The sequence below is a fragment of the Saliphagus sp. GCM10025334 genome, from assembly GCF_042663485.1.
Classification (GTDB): Archaea; Halobacteriota; Halobacteria; order Halobacteriales; family Natrialbaceae; genus Natronosalvus.
The window spans coordinates 716379-732081 of sequence record NZ_JBHTAF010000003.1 but is presented as its reverse complement, the minus strand read 5'-3'; the positions used below and the strand labels follow the sequence as shown (position 1 = coordinate 732081).

Sequence of the window (15703 nt, the reverse complement as noted above, 5' to 3'; positions counted from 1 at the left end):
GCTCCCAGCACTCCGGCCAGTTCTCCTCGAACTCCTCGTAAATCCCCGGATCGCTCACGTTCGCTTGCTCGACGAACGACGACGGCGGCTCGTACGTCTCCCCCTCGGCTAACCGTGCCTCGAGTTCAGGTTCTTCCTGTGCCATGTTACACTACAGCAATACGAGATAAGGGGGGTAAATACCGACTCTAGGTGAGCAAAATCACGCCGAGTCAGGGACTCGAGTAATCAGTCGAATGGGGTTAATTTGGCGATTATTTGGAGGTCCTCTGAGACGGAATATTTTCTGGGCGCGACCCGAACGTGTTCGAGACCAGGCGTTTCCGAATTCGAGACGGAACGCGGGCAGCGAGCAACCAGCCCTATCTAGATAGTTAGGGCCGATCGTCGAAGAACGTCCGAAGCAGTTCGTGTTGTCCTTTCCTGAGGTGATTGTGCAGGGTGGGTGAGGAGACGTCCATCGCGTCGGCGATCTCCTCGGCCGTGCTCTCGCGCGGCCAGTCGTAGTAGCCGCCGAAGTACGCCGCTCGAAGCGCGGCCTCCTGGCGGTCGGTGAGTCGTTCCTCCAGCCCTGTTCGAAACGCACGGGCCGTCTGGACGGAACGCTCGACCTGGCGCTTCCCGACGAGTTCCGACGCGGGAAACGCTGCACGCAGGCCGTCGACGACGGTTCTGACGTCGGTATCGCTCGCGCACTCGGCCGTGATCGTCGTCGTTCCGTCCCGGGTCACCGACTCGAGCACGGTCACGCCGTACTCCATCAGCGTGAGCGCCGGCGAGGAGCCCTCGACGACGAACTCGAGGCGGCTGCCGTCCGCGTAGGTATCTATCACCCGACACTCTCGAATGCCGGCGTCCGATTCGGCGTGTTCGAAGACGGCTGCTGGGGTGGCGTCGGTGACGTGGACGTAGTACAGTTGGGTGTGGTCGTCGATGGGGACGAGCGAGTCGAGTTCGAACCGACAGTCGAGGCGGGCGCTGGCGTCGACGAAGAACGACGCCGCGTCCCGGCAGGCGAACTCGAGTTCGATCACCGCGTCGGAGAGCAGGAGGTTGCGTCGTCGGACGGCCGCGATGGTGTGTCCGACCTGGGAACCGAGGGTCTCGAGCCAGGCCCGTTCCCGTTCGCCGACCGTCTCGCGCGCCGTTCCGAGGATCAGCGTGCCGTAGACGGTGTCGCCGTAGCGGACGGATACCGCCAGGAGCGTCCCGCCGAAGTCGTCGGTCGAGACGTTCGTCTGGACGCTTCCGTCGTCCAGGTCGTCGTGGTCCACGCCGTCGGCTTTCTCGAGAGCCGCCTGCAAGCGCTCGATCGTCGCGTCCTCGAGGCCGCTCGCGGCGTACCACTCCCGGCGGGTTCTCGAGGCGGTCGTTCGGTCGATCCAGGCGAGTTCGTACGGCCCCTCGTCGACGAGCGCGCGACAGACCGCCGTTTCGACGGCCTCGTGCGTCGAGGCCTCGAGCAACGCGTCCGTGACCGCTCGAGCGGGCTCGAACCGATGGCCAGGGGTCGAATCCTGGCACGTGAGAACGACGAACCCCCAACTTCCGTCAGCGTCGACGGGGACGACCGTTTCCACCACGCGCGTCCGCGACCCGTCCGCTCGGCAGCGCCACCCATCGACGTCGACCCCGTGTTCCTCGCGCGCGGTCTCGAGCAGTCGGTCGGGAACGCCCTCGTCGACGGCCGCGTCCGGAAAGAGGATTCGGACGTGTGAGCCGATCACGTCTTCCTCCGCGTAGCCGAAGCAGTCGGCTGCCCCCTCACTCCAGCGGTCGATACGTCCGTCTGCGTCGAGGCGGAACCAGGCGTATCGGTCGGAACGCTCGAGTACTTCCTGCAGTGCCTCTACCGTCGAGTTCTCGGCCGGTTCACTGGCTCGTTCTTGTACCGGTTGACCACCGTTCGAGAGGACCGAGGGGGTCGACGGACGATCCGGTGTGCCCCCCGTTTCAAGCGGCTCGAACGCCCGAACCAGCTCGTCGGGTGTCAGGCTGGGGAGGTAGGGCTCGAGTGCCTCGAAACTCTGCCAGCCACCGGCGGCTTTGACGGCTCGCGGGTTGGAGGTTTCGCGAAGTGCACGTTTCGCGAAAAACTGACGCAGATCGCTCGAGGAGACGGTCTCGAGCGTCGGATCGTCGAACCGCTCGCTCGCCCGGGTGCTCACTTCGGCGACGAGCATCTGGACGCGACGCGGCGTGACGGGAACGAGACGGTCGTCGTCGCCGATACCGTTGCCGTGAGCGTATCGGCGAAGCGCTCGTTCGACGCGAGTCGGGAGGTAGGCGACTCGATCGAGGTCGTCGACCGATTCCGTCGAAGCGGGGACCGCGAGCCCGTATCGTGGTGGGTCGGCGCGAAGCTGTCGGGCACATCTCGGCGTCAATCGGACGACCTCCGCCGGGCGAAGGCCGACGTCGCCGCACAGACGGACGACGAGGGCCTCGCGGTGGGTTTCGGCGGCGTTCAACAGCGCCTCGTACCGATTCGTCGTCAGCACCGCCGATCCATCGACGGACATGTTTCGTGTTCTCGAGTAACGCGAATATAAGTATGTCCTTCTCGCTCGCCGTTACCACTCGATGTGCGTCGTTATCGTTCGAGTCGGTGCCGTTCTTCGAGGCGCCCCCGTTATCACTCGAGCCAGTCGATAGACGACTACAATCCGTATATACCGTCAATTTTCGTCTCTCTTGAAATAGCGAAAATACTACTGGTCACGAACTGCCGACTGGATCTCCCCAACGATCTCCGGATTTCGCAACGCGCTCGTATCGCCCAGCGGTTCGTCGTTCGTCACGTCCTCGAGGAGGCGGCGCATGATTTTGCCCGAGCGGGTCTTTGGCAACTCGGGCGTGAATACGACGGTTTCAGGCCGGGCGATGGGCCCGATTTCGGTCTCGACGGCCTCGAGAATCCGGCGCTCGAGGGCGTCGCTGTCGTCAGTGGACCCCTCGGTACTCACGTAGGCGTAGACGTCGCCGCCGTCTGACCCGCCGACGACGGCCGCCTCCGCGACACCCTCGACGCCGGCGATGGCGGACTCGAGTTCCATCGTGCTGACTCGCTGGCCGGCGATATTGAGCACGTCGTCGACGCGCCCGAGAATCGTGAGGTAGCCATCCTCGTCCATCCGGGCGGCATCGCCGCTGGCGTAGCGCCACTCGCCGGCGTCGGGGTCGGAAAACTTACGCCAGTACTCGGCGACGTATCGCTCGTCGTCGTCGTAGAGCGTCTCGGCCATCCCCGGCCACGGCCGCCCGAGCGTCAGGTACCCTCTCTCATCGGGGTCAACCACGGTGCCGTCGCCGTCGAGCAGGTCGACCTCGATGCCGGGCAACGGTGGCCCCGCGGATCCCGGCTTCATCTCGTCGACGCCCGGCACCGTCGAAATCGCGATGCCGCCGGTCTCGGTCTGCCACCAGGTGTCGACGATGGGGCACTCCCCGCCGCCGACGTGCTCGCGATACCAGTGCCAGGCTCGCGGGTTGATCGGTTCACCGACGCTCCCGAGTAACCGGAGGCTCGAGAGATCGTGGCGCCCGGGGTACTGTTTCCCCCACTTCATGAACGCACGGACGGCCGTCGGCGCCGTGTAGAAGACGTCGACGGCCATCCGCTCGACGATCTCCCAGAGTCGGTCGCGGTCGGGGTAGTCGGGCGTCCCCTCGTACATCACAGTGGTCGTGCCCAGCGCGAGCGGGCCGTAGACGATGTAGGAGTGACCCGTGATCCAGCCGATGTCCGCTGCACACCAGTAGGTGTCCTCGGGTTTGATATCGAGGACGGAACGGGCGGTCCAGGCCGCGTAGGCCAGGTAGCCGCCGGTCGAGTGGACGACGCCCTTCGGTTCGCCGGTCGTACCCGAAGTGTACATCAGGAAGAGCATGTCCTCCGCATCGCGGGACACCGGCTCGACTGTTTCCCGGGAATGGGCCTCGAGCAACGCGTCGTAATCGTACTCGTTCGAGCCGAGGACGTGAGGGAGTTCCTCCCCGAGACGGTCGACGACGACGGTCGTGACGTCCGCGTCGACCGAGAGAACGGCGTTGTCGGCCTTGCTCTTCTGGTTGAACGCGTCGCCGCGGCGGTAGTAGCCGTCGCAGGTGAGCAGGTACTCGCTGTCGGCGGCGTCCATCCGGGTCGCGAGTGCGGCCGCCGATAACCCGGCGAAGACGACCGAGTGGGGGGCGCCGATTCGGGCACAGGCGAGCATCGCGATCGGGAGTTCGGGGATCATCGGGAGGTATATCGTCACGACGTCGTCCTCTTCGACGCCCAGCTCTCGCAAGGCCGCCGCACACTCGTTCACCTCGACGTAGAGTTCCCGGTAGGTGAACGTTCGACGCTCGCCGTCTTTTCCCTCCCAGCGAATCGCCGCGTGGTTCTTTCGACCGGACTCGAGGTGGCGGTCGAGGCAGTTGTACGAGGCGTTGAGCGTTCCGCCGGGGAACCAGCGATAGAAGGGCGGGTTCTCGTCGTCGAGGACGGCCTGGTAGGGGTCGTCCCAATCGAGCAACTCGCCGGCTCGATCCCAGCAGTCGGGCCACGTCCGCTCGAAGGCATCCGTGAGGTCCTCGTCGACGTTCGCCTGCTCGACGAAGGACGTCGGTGGCGATTGGCTCGGCTCGTCGCTCGAGGTCCCGTCGTTCGGAACCTCGTCTCTGTCTCCCATTCTAGGTGAATCTGATGGAAGTGAAACGAATAAGCGTTCTGTCGGCGGCGAACGAGAGGGTGCGTTGACCGATGCCGGCCCGTCGGACGCTCGCTGGGGGAAGGGCGGAGGCGGGAGAGAAGGAGAGGGCGATCAGAACAGGTTAGCCTGCTGGTAGACCGAGAGCCCCTCGCCCGTAATCTCGTACGGTTTCTTCTCCCGCGAGTGGTTCGCGTCCCGGATCTTCTGAATCTCGATCGCCAGCCGCGTCTCCCGGAAGTCGTCCGGGCGCACGTACTGCAGGACGAACACGGCGTCGGTGAGGTACTCGACGATTCCGTACCGCGAGGCGTACGGCGAGGTTTCTGACACCTCGCTCGTCAGCATCGCCGTGACGCCCGCCTCCTTGAGGCTGCGCGTGAAGTCGTAGATTTCGTTGCGGCGCTTCGCCCGGTCCTCGTACATCATCTCGAGCAGCGAGACGGAGTCGAGGACGAGCCGCGACGCGCCGAAGTCCTCGATGAGTCGGGGGAGGTCGTTCCGGATCGACGTGAGGCTGTTCGCCATTTCGATCGGGTCGACGCCGACGACCGCGAGCTGGCTCGTCTCGACGTACTCCTCGAACGGGTAGCCCTTCTCGGTGGCGCTGTTGATCACCCGTTCGCGGCTCTCCTCGAGCGTGATGAACACGGCGTTCTCGCCACACTCGAGGCCGTAGTGGAGAAACTGGAGGCCGAACGTGGTTTTGCCGGTGCCGGCGGGCCCCATCGCGACCATGAGCGTGCGTTCGGGGACGCCGCCCTGGATCATTCGATCGAGGCCGTCGATTCCCAGGTCGATCCGCGGAAGTTCGCTGTCGACGTCCGCTTCGAAGTCGTTTTCCTCCGGTCCGCCGAGGTCGAAGTCGAGGTCGTCGTAGCCGTTCGGCCCTGTCTGGGTGTCTCCCGGAAATCCCGTATCGGCGCCGACGTCCGGCATCTCGACGTTGTCGAGGGCGCTGCCGAAGTCCTCGTCGAACAGCGAGGTCGAGGAGTCGTCCGAGTCGTCGATCCCCTCGGTTTCCGCGGCGTCGACATCGTCCTCCGCTCTGTCGTCGCCTACCGCTTCCTCGCCGTCGTCGGTCTCGGTTTCGCGTTCCTCGAGGGCGCGCTCGAACCAGTCGTCCTCGAGGTCTTCACCCATCGTAACCACTCCGCAGGGGGGTTCGCGTCCGGGGTTGGGGGTCGGCAGGGTGGTCCATGGTGTCGTCGCGTTCGGGCGGTGACGTTCGTTTCCGGGGAAACGCCCCAGAACGATGAATGTTGTTGCCGTCCCGGCTCCGACTGGACTGGATAAGGTGGGTTTTTGCCCGCGGAGGCGTTACCCGGCAGGTATGGGAGTCGACGTCGGCATTGTCGCTCAGCGAGGGAACGACCGGGCACAGCGACTCGCGGCCTCGCTCATCCGGACCGTCCACGACCACGGTGACCACGCCGTCGTCGACGAGGCGACCGGACGGGCAATCGACGCAGATTCCGTCCCGCTCGAGGCGATGAACGACTGCGCGTTCGTCGTCAGCATCGGTGGCGACGGGACGTTCCTCTTTACGGCCCGCGAGGCCGGCGGCGCCCCCCTGGTCGGCGTCAACCTCGGCGAGGTCGGCTTTCTGAACGCCATCTCTCCCGCCGACGCCGTCGAGACGGTCGAGACGTTGCTCGAGGAAGCCCACGAAACGGGATCGATCACCGATCGTTCTGTCGCTCGCCTGACAGCAACCGGCGACGGCTGGACGCTCGCACCGGCGCTCAACGAGGTCGTCGTCCACGGCCCGAAGCGGGGGCCGGCGGGCGGGGTCGACGTCGAAGTCGCAGTCGACGGCGAGACCTACACCACGAGCCGGGCCGACGGCGTCCTCGTCTCGACGGCGACCGGCTCGACGGCCTACAACCTGAGCGAGGGCGGCCCGCTGGTTCGCCCGACCGTCGACGCGTTCGTCGTCACGCAGATGTGTGCGACCGAGGCGATGCCCCCGCTGGTCGTCGGGGCCGAGAGCGAAATCACGCTCACCGCCTCGGGCGCCGAGACGGCCTGGGCGATCAGCGACGGGCGCAATCGACAGCCGCTGGACCTGCCCGAGACGGTGACGGTCCGGGCCGCCGACGCCCCGATCACGCTGGCGGGGCCGTCGGTCAACTTCTTCGACGCGCTCGAGAAACTCGAGTGAGCGCGGACTACCGTCTGCTGACTTCCGCCCCGTCCTCGCCTTCGACCAGCCGCTCGAGGTGTTCGGGCGGAACCGCACCCTGGGCAGCGTAGCCGTCGTAGACGAACGTCGGGACGCCGCGAACGCCGGCTCGACCCGCCTCCGAAAACAGCTCCTCGAGGCGCGAGTGGAAGCTCTCGCCTTCATCCCCACCGTCGTCCTCGAGTGCCTCCCGAACGACGTCGCCGGAGACGCCGACCTCGTCGGCGATTTCGAGCAGGACGTCGCGGTCGCCGATGTCGCGGCCGTCCTGCCACAGGGCGTCGTAAATCGCGACGTCGAACGCCTCCCAGCGCTCGGGCACGGCGGAGGAGACCGCCAATGAGGCGAGCTGGGCGTCGTAGGAGTCGACCTCGACGGCGAGGTCCTGGACCATCTCGACGTCGTAGCGCTCCTGGAGCCGGCGGACGTTCTTCCTGGCCTGCTCGAAGTACTCGTCGTCCTTGCCGTCGTCGACGTCGTGATCGATCGAGCCGTCGGGGTTTCGCTTTCCGCGTCGGAGGTCGAACGGGTGCCAGTCGATGGCGAGCGGTTCCTCCCTGGACTCCCGGTAGCGCTCGAGAGACTGGCGCCCGAGGTAACAGAACGGGCAGACGTAGTCCGCGTAGAGAGTGATGGTGTCCGGCCCGTCGCCGTCACTCGCTCCGGAGTCGTTCGACTCGAGGCTGCGCTCGTCGTCGGTCGAGATCGACTGGTCGGTGGTCATCGTGTGTCGTAGGGTCGCCGTCCACAAAAGGGGCGTCCTGCTCGAGGCCGTTGCCGGTATCATTCGCCGTGGAACTCGTCGCCCGCGTCGTCGATGCTGTCGGTTTCGTCGTCATTCGTTGCGTCCGCTTTCTCCCTCGCCCTCCGCTTCGTCTACGTCGACGGATTCCGTCACGCCCGTCGGCAGGTTCGGATCGTGGTATGGTGCCCGTCCGTAGGCCGGGAGCTCCCCCTCGAGCTGTCCCTTGAGTACTCGGCGAAGCCGGTTGAGACTCGTCGTATCGAGCCCGTGGCGGGCCGCGAGCCGCTCGAACGTCGGGTCGTCAGTGATGTCGTGAGCGCGGTACTGGCCGAACAGCTCCTCCATCCGCTCGGGCGAGAGGTCGCTCACGTCGACGTCGTCGAGGCCGAAGTACGCGCGCCGGTCGACGTCGACGACGTGACGAATCACCACCAGCGCGACCGTCGCGATGGCGCGCTGGCTCCCGAACGCGGTGAGGTCGATTTCGTCCATGACGCCCAGCGCCAGGTCTCGCTGCCACGGCGTCAACTCGAGGGCGTTACAGAACGCCTGGGTCGTTCGCAACCGGTCGAGTCGGTGGGCGCGTTCGGCGTATCCTGGCGTGGCGGGATGCTGCTCGTCGTGGAGTCGACGGACGCTCGACGAGAGGTCCGTCTCGGGCGAGTCGGGCCGGCCGATGACGGTCGCGCTCGGCGTGATGACACCCCACTGCCGGACGGTGGCGTCGCGCTGGTGAGCGGCCCGCGAGAGCGACCCCGAGCCGGGACGGGTTTCGATCTCCCGCTCGCCGTCGTCGCCACTCGGTCGCTCGAGCCTCGCTCCCTGCGGCACGCCGTTCGGACTCATCCTCGTGCGTGGATGGAACGTAGACGGTGAAAAACCCTCGCTCGCGTTCTCCTCGAGTGATAGGTTCGTACTCTGGTCGCGAAGCCACCACTATGGAGAGTGGTCGGCGCCGCCAAAATGCCCTTCATAGCTCTACCTTGTGACGAGAGGTACTTAAAGGAACTCGCGTACTGGCGAGCCGTCGTTTGGCCCGCTCTGTCGAGTCGATCAACCGCTCGAGACCGTCTCACACTCGAGATTCGACGTAGCTGTTCTCTCGAGACTCGCTCTACGTCGACCGCTCGAGGCTCGCTCCCAGATCGTACAGGACGTCGAAGAACGACGGGAACGAGACGTCGACGTGTTCGCCACCTGCGATGCGCGTCTCGCCCTCCGCCTGGAGAGCCGCGACGGTCAGCGACATGACGATTCGGTGGTCGCCCCGGCCGTCGACCGCCGCGCCCTCGAGCGAGGAGTCGTCGCCGTGGACGGTCAGGGAATCGCGCTCCTCCGTCGTCCGCACGCCCATCTTTCCCAATTCTTCGGCCATCGCGCTTACGCGATCGGTCTCCTTGTAGCGGACGTGTTCGGCGTTCGTGATGTGGGTGTCGCCTTCGGCGACGGCGCCCAAGACCGCGATCGTCGGCAAGAGGTCGGGCGTGTCTGCGACCGACACCTCGACGCCCTCGAGGTCGCTCCGGGAGACCTCGAGGACCCCTTCCTCGCGGTCCCAGACCACGTCGCCACCCATGCGCTCGAGGACCTCGAGGATGGCGCTGTCGCCCTGGACGCTCGGATAGACGCCGCGGACGCGGACGCTTTCGTTGCCGGCGACGGCGCCCGCGGCCGCCAGGTACGAGATCGAGGAGAAATCGCCCGGAACGTGGTACGAACCGTCCGCAACCTCGTAGGACTGCCCGCCGTCGACGGCGAACCCGTCGTCCGTGCGCCGGGCGGCGACGCCGAAATCCTCGAGGACCTCGAGAGTCACGTCGACGTAGGGTGCGGACTTGAGTTCCGTCTCGAGGGCGATCTCGAGGCCGTCCTCGAGCAGACCGCCGGCCATCAGCAGGGCCGAGACGTACTGGGAGGAGACGTCGCCGGGGATCGAAACGCGGTTTCCGGAAATGGGGCCGGTGACGATCAGCGGCGCCTGGCCGTTCCCGCGCGTGCTGAACGCCTCGCCGCCGAGGTCGTCGATCGCCTCGAGCAGCGGTCCCTGCGGACGCGAGCGGAGCGATTCGTCGCCCGTGAGGACGGTCGTGCCGTCGGCCAGCGCCGCGGCAGCGGTGACCAGACGCATCGTCGTGCCACTGTTGGCGCAGTCGATCACGTCCGCCGGGACGCTGGGTCGGCCGTCGTACCCAGAGACCTCGAGGCGGCCGTCGTCCGCCCGGAGGACGTCCCCGCCGAAGGCCTCGACGGCGCGCGCGGTCGCCTTGGTGTCGGCCGACCAGAGGGGATCGTGAACGGTCGCCTCGTCGGCGTAGCCCGCGGCGAGGATGGCTCGATGGGTGTAACTCTTCGACGGCGGGGCGCGGGCGGCCCCGCGAACGCTCGAGGGCGAGAGAGTGACGTGCATGGTCGTCGTGTGGCGGAGCGGGCATAATACGGTACCGATGGGCTGGATATTTGCACGCGTCCCGCAAGCCTTATGTATAGATCAGTACATTGATGTACGATAATGGAAACCACTGGCGACCTCGCGGCGTCCGTCCGGTCGATTCTCGAGTCGGCCGGCGAACGCGGCGGCGAGGCCGACGCGGCTCTCGACGTCGACCCGCGCTCGTTCTCAAGCGCCCTCGAGCGGGCCGAAGCCGACGGACGGGTGCCGATCATCGCGGAAGTAAAACCGACGAGCCCCACGAGCGACGGGGTTCGGGACGACGACCCGGCTACCCTCGCCCAGGAGATGGTCGAGGGGGGCGCGGCCGCCATTTCCGTCCTCACCGAACCGACCCACTTCGGCGGTTCCGCTGACGCGCTTCGAGACGTTCGAGCGGCCGTCGACGTCCCCGTGTTGCGCAAGGACTTCGTGCTCGAGGAAGCCCACCTCGACCACGTAGAAGCCGACCTCGTGCTCCTGATCGCCCGCTTCGTCGACGACCTCGCGGGGCTGCTCGCGGCCGCGCGGGACCGAGGGTTCCAGGTCCTCGTGGAGGTCCACGATCGGGCGGAACTCGAGGCGGCTCTCGAAGCGGGCGCCGATATCGTCGGCGTCAACAACCGCGACCTGGCTCGACTCGAGGTCGACCTCGAAACCTTCGAGTCGGTCGCGCCCCACGTCCCCGACGACGTGACGCTGATCGCAGAGAGCGGTATCTCGACGCCGGCGGACGTTCGGCGAATGCGCGAGGCGGGCGCCGACGCCCTCCTGGTCGGGAGCGCGATTATGGATCACGCGGGCGAGACGGACGGCGACGTGCGTGCGAACACCCGGCGGCTGACGACGGCGGAGACTGATACGACATGACCGAGCTAGAGGCGAGCGACGACGGCACCGAACGCACCCCAGCTGGGCGCGAGAACGAAACCGAACACGAGGGGGACGATCGGTCTCTCGAGGACGGCACCTTCGGCCGCTTCGGCGGCCAGTACGTCCCCGAGGCGCTGATGCCCGCCCTCGAGGAACTCGAGGACGCCTACCGGCGGTACGTCCTCGCGAACGAGGACGGCTTCATGGACGAGTTCCGCCGACGGCTCCGGGACTTCGGCGGACGCCCGACGCCGCTCCAGCGGGCCGACCGACTCAGCGAGCGCTACGACCGGGACGTGTACCTCAAGCGCGAGGACCTGGTCCACGGTGGCGCGCACAAACTGAACAACGCGCTCGGGCAGGTCCTGCTCGCGAAGTACATGGGTAAGGAGCGAATCATCGCCGAGACCGGCGCGGGCCAGCACGGGACCGCGACCGCGATGGCCGCCGCCCACCTGGACGTGCCCTGCGAGATCTACATGGGTCGGACGGACGTGAACCGCCAGCGCCCCAACGTCTTCCGAATGCGGATCAACGGGGCCGAGGTGAATCCGGTCGATGCGGGTCGCGGAACGCTCAAGGAGGCCATCTCGGAGACGATGCGCGACTGGTCCCAGACGGTCGAGAAGACCCACTACGTCATCGGCTCGGTCGTCGGTCCCCACCCGTTCCCGGCGATGGTCCGGGACTTTCAGTCGGTGATCTCCGAGGAAGCGCGCGAGCAGTGTCTCGAGCAGATCGGTTCGCTGCCGGACTCAGTTCTCGCCTGCGCGGGCGGCGGATCGAACACGATGGGAGCGTTTCACCACTTTACCGCCGACGAATCCGTGTCACTCTACGCCGTCGAAGCCGGCGGCTCCTCGCTCGAGGTCGACGAAGATGCAGGAGTCGCGCCCAACTCCGCGACACTCTCGACGGGCACCGAGGGCGTCCTCCACGGTGCACGAACCCACCTCCTGCAGGATTCCCACGGCCAGATCATGGAATCACACAGCGTCTCCGCCGGCCTCGACTACGCCGGCGTCGGCCCCGAACTCGCCCACCTCGTCGAGTCGGGGCGGGTCACGCCCGTCACGGTCGACGACGACGCCGCGCTCGAGGCGTTCCACCGCCTCTCGACCGAGGAGGGGATCATCCCGGCGCTCGAGACGGCCCACGCGTTTGGATTCCTCCACGAGGCCGCCGGGCGCGACGACGCCGACGAGGTGCTGGGCGACTCGGTCGTCGTCACCGTCTCGGGGCGGGGCGACAAGGACCTCGAGACGGTCATCGAGGAGACGGAAAAACGAGGGCTCGAGGCCGCGCCTGACCTGTCGGTCTTCGCGAGCGAGGGGGGACTGCGATGAGCGACCGCATCGATGTGGCGTTCGCCGACGGCCCCGCGTTCGTCCCGTACCTCGCGGCGGGCGATCCGACCTACGAGGCCTCCCTCGAGTACGTCGAGGCCCTGGACCGGGGTGGCGCGGACGTGATCGAACTCGGCCTGCCGTTCTCGGAGCCAATCGCGGAGGGGCCGACGATCCAGGAGGCCGTGATCCGGGCGCTCGAGGGCGGGATGACTCCCGAGCGCTTCTTCGAGTTTGTCGAGGATCTCGAGGTCGAGGCGCCGCTGGTGTGCATGACGTACTACAATCTGATCTACCAATTTGGCGAAGAACGAGGGCCCAGACCGTTCGTCGAACGCGCCGCCGAGGTCGGCCTCGAGGGCTTCGTCGTCCCCGACCTGCCCGCCGAGGAGGCCGACCCGCTGCGCGACGCGTGCGACGAGTTCGGTCTCGACCTGATCTTCATCGTCGCGCCCACCACCCGCGGCGAGCGCCTCGAGCGCATGCGCGAGCGCGTTTCGGGGTACGTCTACGTTCAGGCGCGACTCGGGACGACCGGCGCGCGAGAGGACGTTTCCGATCAAACCAACGCGAGCCTCGAGCGACTGGCCGACTGGGACGTCCCGAAGGCGGTCGGCTTCGGTATCAAGACCGGCGAGCATGCTGAACGCATCGTCGCCTCGGGGGCCGACGGGGTCATCGTCGGGAGCGCCCTGGTCGACATCGTCGCCGAGGGCCACGAGAACGACGAACCGACCGCCGAGACCGCGGCCCGCCTCGAGGCGAAGGCGCGCGAACTCGCCAAGGGCGCCACCCGCGGCGCGAACCCGGAAAACGTACCGCAACCAGAACAGCCATAACCACCAGTTTGCTACACATTCGCAATATGACTTCGACAGCCGGACTCGACGCACGACTCGACCGTATCGGAACAGACGGGCGGTACGTCATTGTTCCGATGGACCACGGGATCACCCTCGGCCCCGTCACGGGCCTGAAAGACATCGAATCGACCATCGACGCGGTTACGCGGGGCGGCGCCGACGCCGTCTTGACCCAGCGCGGTATCGCCCCGCGCGTTCACTCGAGCAAGAACGACGCGGGCTACGTCGTCCACCTCAACGCATCGACGACCATCGGACCGGACGAAAACGACAAGCGCCTCACGGGGACCGTCGAGGACGCGATCAGGGCCGGTGCCGACGCCGTCTCCTTTCACATCAACGTCGGTTCGACCCACGAACCCGGCCAGCTCGAGGACCTCTCGAAACTGACCAGCGCGGCCGATCGCTTCGGCATCCCGGTCCTCGCGATGGCCTACGCGCGCGGTCCCGACGTCGCGGGCGACGACCCCGAGGCGCTCGGTCATGCCGTCCGTCTCGCCGAGGAAGTCGGCGCCGACGTCGTGAAAACCGGCTACAGCGGCGACGCCGACAGTTTCGAACACGTCGTCGAGGCCACCCGGCTCCCGGTCGTCATCGCCGGCGGCTCCCGCGGCACCGACCGCCAGACCCTCGAGATGGTCCGCGGAGCCGTGGACGCCGGCGGTGCGGGCGTCTCGATGGGCCGGTCGATCTTCCAGCACGAGGACCCCGAGGGAATCGCCCGTGCCGTCGCCGCCGTCGTCCACGACGACCGGGGCGTCGACGAGGCGCTCGAGGTCGGCGGACTGGCGCTCGAGGTCTGAGTAGACGACGAGGCGCTCGGGGTCTGGGCGGCCCGTACGGGTCGCGGCGAACGTATTCGGGTCGTATCGCCTCTTCGACCGATGGGATTAAAGGCTCCTTCTTCGAATTTCCACGCGAATGGTTCGGGATCCGCTCACCTCAGACGCTGCCCCCTCGGCCGAGGACGTCTGTGCCGCCCTGGACGATCCCGATAGCCGTGAAATCATCCGCCACCTCGACGAACCCATGACAGCCGCAGAACTCAACGCCCGCTGTGACATCCCACAGTCGACGCTGTATCGAAAACTCGAGTCGCTGACTGAGGCGACCTTGCTCGAAGAGTCGACCGAGATTCGACGCGACGGCCACCACGCGAGCAAGTACGGGGTCGCATTCTCCGAAATCACGCTCGCACTCGAGGACGACAACACCCTGAGCGCCAGAATCGAGCGCCCGCCGCGGACGGCCGACGAACGTCTGGCCGACCTCTGGTCGGAAGTCCGCGAGGAACTCTAGTAATGAGTCCGCACGCACCCGGCGACGTGACCGTGATGATCGCACTGACGATCGTCAAGACGCTGATCCTGGTCGTCGGCGGGACGATCACGTTCCTGACGCTCAAGGCCTACCGGCGAACCAGACGGCGGGAACTCGGTCTGCTCGCGGTCGGGTTCGGCGTCGTAACGCTCGGGTTCGTCCTCGCTGGCGTGCTCTTCGAGGTACTCGAGGTGGCGCTGGCCGTGGGCGTTTTGATCGAGAGTCTGCTCGTGCTCGGGGGCTTTCTGGTGATCGCGTACTCGTTGTACGTTGATTGAGCGGGCGGCGCTGTCGTCGATAGAGGGCGGAGCTTACGCCGGTTGAGCGGGGGACGCTGTACATCGGTTGAGCGGGCGGCACTGGGTGGAGAGCAGCGGGGTGGCGACCGTTGGCTCACACGCAGCGCCGCCGGGTGAAACGCGGATTTCACCTTGGGCCAATTATATGGGATCGCTAACACATTCTCGGTCCATGCATCGACGAACGATGATCGCTGCGCTCGGCACGGCAGTCACGATCGCCGGCTGTCTCGACGAGTCGCCGGCGGGCAGTAGTGACGGGGATATCGACGATTCGACGGAGAACGGCACCGATACGGGCGACGAAAACGAGACCGATCCGAGTTCCGGCTCCGACCCCGGTCAGAACTCCCGAACGATCGACGCGAAATCCGTCGCCGCCGCCTTCGACGGTCAGGTGGAACGGCCGGAGTGTACGAGGGAATCGGAGACCGTCGAACTCGAGCGCGGCGACGAGACGCGCGAGTACGAAACCGCGGCCACGATTCCGTATCCCGGACCGCCAGAGTCGTTCGACGACGATGCAATTTTCGAGTACGTCGCGGACTTCGAAGAAGCCTACATCACGCACGACGTGCTGTGCGATTCAAGCTCGGGATATATCTTCGACGTCGCCACCAGCGTGCGGGAACAGCACCTCCTCGGGTGGGACGATGAGATTACGGTGATGTTTTGCCAGCGGACCGCGGGTGCTACCCACGGTGCTGACGAGGACGGCGGCGAGTGGCAGGCTGATATAGGGTACAGTGGAGCCGCCTACGCCGTCGACGAAACGGGTGCGGCCAGGGTTCGCGCTGAGACCCACGACGTCGAGACGTACGAGGCCGATGGGTCCAGTCCGCTCGAGGAAGGGGATTTGGTCGCCGTCTTCGAGTGACGACGCGGCGGCTCCCACTTCCTGGATACACTTCAAAAACTATAGTATAGGTGCTTCGCACGTCTCGAGCATA

The 15703-nt window shown here is 66.5% G+C and carries 14 protein-coding genes; 8 read left to right on the top strand and 6 right to left on the bottom strand.

What is annotated here, in order from left to right:
- Window positions 1-374: 374 nt before the first annotated feature.
- From ACFQO4_RS15875 to ACFQO4_RS15865, 3 genes are all read right to left on the bottom strand, one after another.
- Window positions 375-2522 (bottom strand): bacterio-opsin activator domain-containing protein, encoded by a 2148-nt coding sequence (locus tag ACFQO4_RS15875; protein ID WP_500261831.1) that lies wholly within the window; start codon window positions 2520-2522, stop codon window positions 375-377.
- A 189-nt stretch (window positions 2523-2711) separates the two neighbouring features.
- Window positions 2712-4676: an acetate--CoA ligase gene (acs, locus tag ACFQO4_RS15870; protein ID WP_500261830.1), complete on the bottom strand. Its 1965-nt coding sequence runs from the start codon at window positions 4674-4676 to the stop codon at window positions 2712-2714.
- Window positions 4677-4808: 132 nt separating this feature from the next.
- On the bottom strand, window positions 4809-5837 hold the full coding sequence (locus ACFQO4_RS15865; RefSeq protein ID WP_500261829.1) for a KaiC domain-containing protein: 1029 nt from the start codon (window positions 5835-5837) through the stop codon (window positions 4809-4811).
- Between the two features lie 190 nt (window positions 5838-6027).
- Here ACFQO4_RS15865 and ACFQO4_RS15860 point away from each other — a divergent pair, with 190 nt between their 5' ends.
- A complete protein-coding gene (locus ACFQO4_RS15860; RefSeq protein ID WP_500261828.1) occupies window positions 6028-6858 on the top strand; it encodes an NAD(+)/NADH kinase in 831 nt (276 codons plus the stop codon).
- 7 nt (window positions 6859-6865) lie between these two features.
- On the opposite strand, the gene ACFQO4_RS15855 is transcribed toward ACFQO4_RS15860, so the two are convergent.
- The 3 genes from ACFQO4_RS15855 to aroA form a co-directional block, all read right to left on the bottom strand.
- Entirely contained in the window at window positions 6866-7603 is a 738-nt protein-coding gene (locus ACFQO4_RS15855) for a DsbA family oxidoreductase (RefSeq protein ID WP_500261827.1), read from the bottom strand.
- A 111-nt stretch (window positions 7604-7714) separates the two neighbouring features.
- The gene (locus ACFQO4_RS15850) at window positions 7715-8470 is read right to left on the bottom strand and encodes a DNA-directed RNA polymerase subunit epsilon (RefSeq protein ID WP_500261826.1); all 756 of its coding nucleotides are present in this window, start codon (window positions 8468-8470) and stop codon (window positions 7715-7717) included.
- A gap of 268 nt (window positions 8471-8738) precedes the next feature.
- Window positions 8739-10031, bottom strand: a complete 1293-nt coding sequence (gene aroA, locus ACFQO4_RS15845) for a 3-phosphoshikimate 1-carboxyvinyltransferase (RefSeq protein WP_500261825.1) — start codon at window positions 10029-10031, stop codon at window positions 8739-8741.
- Between the two features lie 102 nt (window positions 10032-10133).
- Between aroA and trpC the strand changes: the two genes are divergently transcribed.
- The 7 genes from trpC (at window position 10134) to ACFQO4_RS15810 (ending at window position 15630) form a co-directional block, all read left to right on the top strand.
- Window positions 10134-10922: an indole-3-glycerol phosphate synthase gene (gene trpC, locus ACFQO4_RS15840; RefSeq protein WP_500261824.1), complete on the top strand. Its 789-nt coding sequence runs from the start codon at window positions 10134-10136 to the stop codon at window positions 10920-10922.
- The gene (gene trpB, locus ACFQO4_RS15835; RefSeq protein ID WP_500261823.1) at window positions 10919-12271 is read left to right on the top strand and encodes a tryptophan synthase subunit beta; all 1353 of its coding nucleotides are present in this window, start codon (window positions 10919-10921) and stop codon (window positions 12269-12271) included. The genes trpC and trpB overlap by 4 nt, the downstream gene beginning before the upstream one ends.
- Window positions 12268-13110 (top strand): tryptophan synthase subunit alpha, encoded by an 843-nt coding sequence (trpA, locus tag ACFQO4_RS15830; RefSeq protein WP_500261822.1) that lies wholly within the window; start codon window positions 12268-12270, stop codon window positions 13108-13110. Before trpB ends, trpA begins: the two co-directional genes overlap by 4 nt.
- A 26-nt stretch (window positions 13111-13136) precedes the next feature.
- Window positions 13137-13937 carry a 2-amino-3,7-dideoxy-D-threo-hept-6-ulosonate synthase gene (locus tag ACFQO4_RS15825; protein WP_500261821.1) on the top strand — a complete coding sequence of 267 codons (801 nt, stop codon included), beginning with the start codon at window positions 13137-13139 and terminating at the stop codon, window positions 13935-13937.
- Window positions 13938-14055: 118 nt separating this feature from the next.
- A complete protein-coding gene (locus ACFQO4_RS15820; protein ID WP_312909571.1) occupies window positions 14056-14433 on the top strand; it encodes a helix-turn-helix domain-containing protein in 378 nt (125 codons plus the stop codon).
- A 2-nt stretch (window positions 14434-14435) separates the two neighbouring features.
- Entirely contained in the window at window positions 14436-14732 is a 297-nt protein-coding gene (locus tag ACFQO4_RS15815; RefSeq protein WP_500261820.1) for a DUF7521 family protein, read from the top strand.
- A 193-nt stretch (window positions 14733-14925) separates the two neighbouring features.
- On the top strand, window positions 14926-15630 hold the full coding sequence (locus ACFQO4_RS15810; RefSeq protein ID WP_500261819.1) for a hypothetical protein: 705 nt from the start codon (window positions 14926-14928) through the stop codon (window positions 15628-15630).
- Window positions 15631-15703 lie beyond the last annotated feature (73 nt).

What these genes read in the sequence shown, in the direction of transcription:
- ACFQO4_RS15860 (WP_500261828.1), top strand. Translation starts at nt 6,028, where the DNA reads ATGGGAGTCGACGTCGGCATTGTCGCTCAGCGAGGGAACGACCGGGCA.
- ACFQO4_RS15875 (WP_500261831.1), bottom strand. Translation starts at nt 2,522, where the DNA reads ATGTCCGTCGATGGATCGGCGGTGCTGACGACGAATCGGTACGAGGCG.
- ACFQO4_RS15865 (WP_500261829.1), bottom strand. Translation starts at nt 5,837, where the DNA reads ATGGGTGAAGACCTCGAGGACGACTGGTTCGAGCGCGCCCTCGAGGAA.
- ACFQO4_RS15820 (WP_312909571.1), top strand. Translation starts at nt 14,056, where the DNA reads ATGGTTCGGGATCCGCTCACCTCAGACGCTGCCCCCTCGGCCGAGGAC.
- ACFQO4_RS15815 (WP_500261820.1), top strand. Translation starts at nt 14,436, where the DNA reads ATGAGTCCGCACGCACCCGGCGACGTGACCGTGATGATCGCACTGACG.
- ACFQO4_RS15825 (WP_500261821.1), top strand. Translation starts at nt 13,137, where the DNA reads ATGACTTCGACAGCCGGACTCGACGCACGACTCGACCGTATCGGAACA.
- ACFQO4_RS15855 (WP_500261827.1), bottom strand. Translation starts at nt 7,603, where the DNA reads ATGACCACCGACCAGTCGATCTCGACCGACGACGAGCGCAGCCTCGAG.
- trpC (WP_500261824.1), top strand. Translation starts at nt 10,134, where the DNA reads ATGGAAACCACTGGCGACCTCGCGGCGTCCGTCCGGTCGATTCTCGAG.
- aroA (WP_500261825.1), bottom strand. Translation starts at nt 10,031, where the DNA reads ATGCACGTCACTCTCTCGCCCTCGAGCGTTCGCGGGGCCGCCCGCGCC.
- trpA (WP_500261822.1), top strand. Translation starts at nt 12,268, where the DNA reads ATGAGCGACCGCATCGATGTGGCGTTCGCCGACGGCCCCGCGTTCGTC.
- trpB (WP_500261823.1), top strand. Translation starts at nt 10,919, where the DNA reads ATGACCGAGCTAGAGGCGAGCGACGACGGCACCGAACGCACCCCAGCT.
- ACFQO4_RS15850 (WP_500261826.1), bottom strand. Translation starts at nt 8,470, where the DNA reads ATGAGTCCGAACGGCGTGCCGCAGGGAGCGAGGCTCGAGCGACCGAGT.
- acs (WP_500261830.1), bottom strand. Translation starts at nt 4,676, where the DNA reads ATGGGAGACAGAGACGAGGTTCCGAACGACGGGACCTCGAGCGACGAG.
- ACFQO4_RS15810 (WP_500261819.1), top strand. Translation starts at nt 14,926, where the DNA reads ATGCATCGACGAACGATGATCGCTGCGCTCGGCACGGCAGTCACGATC.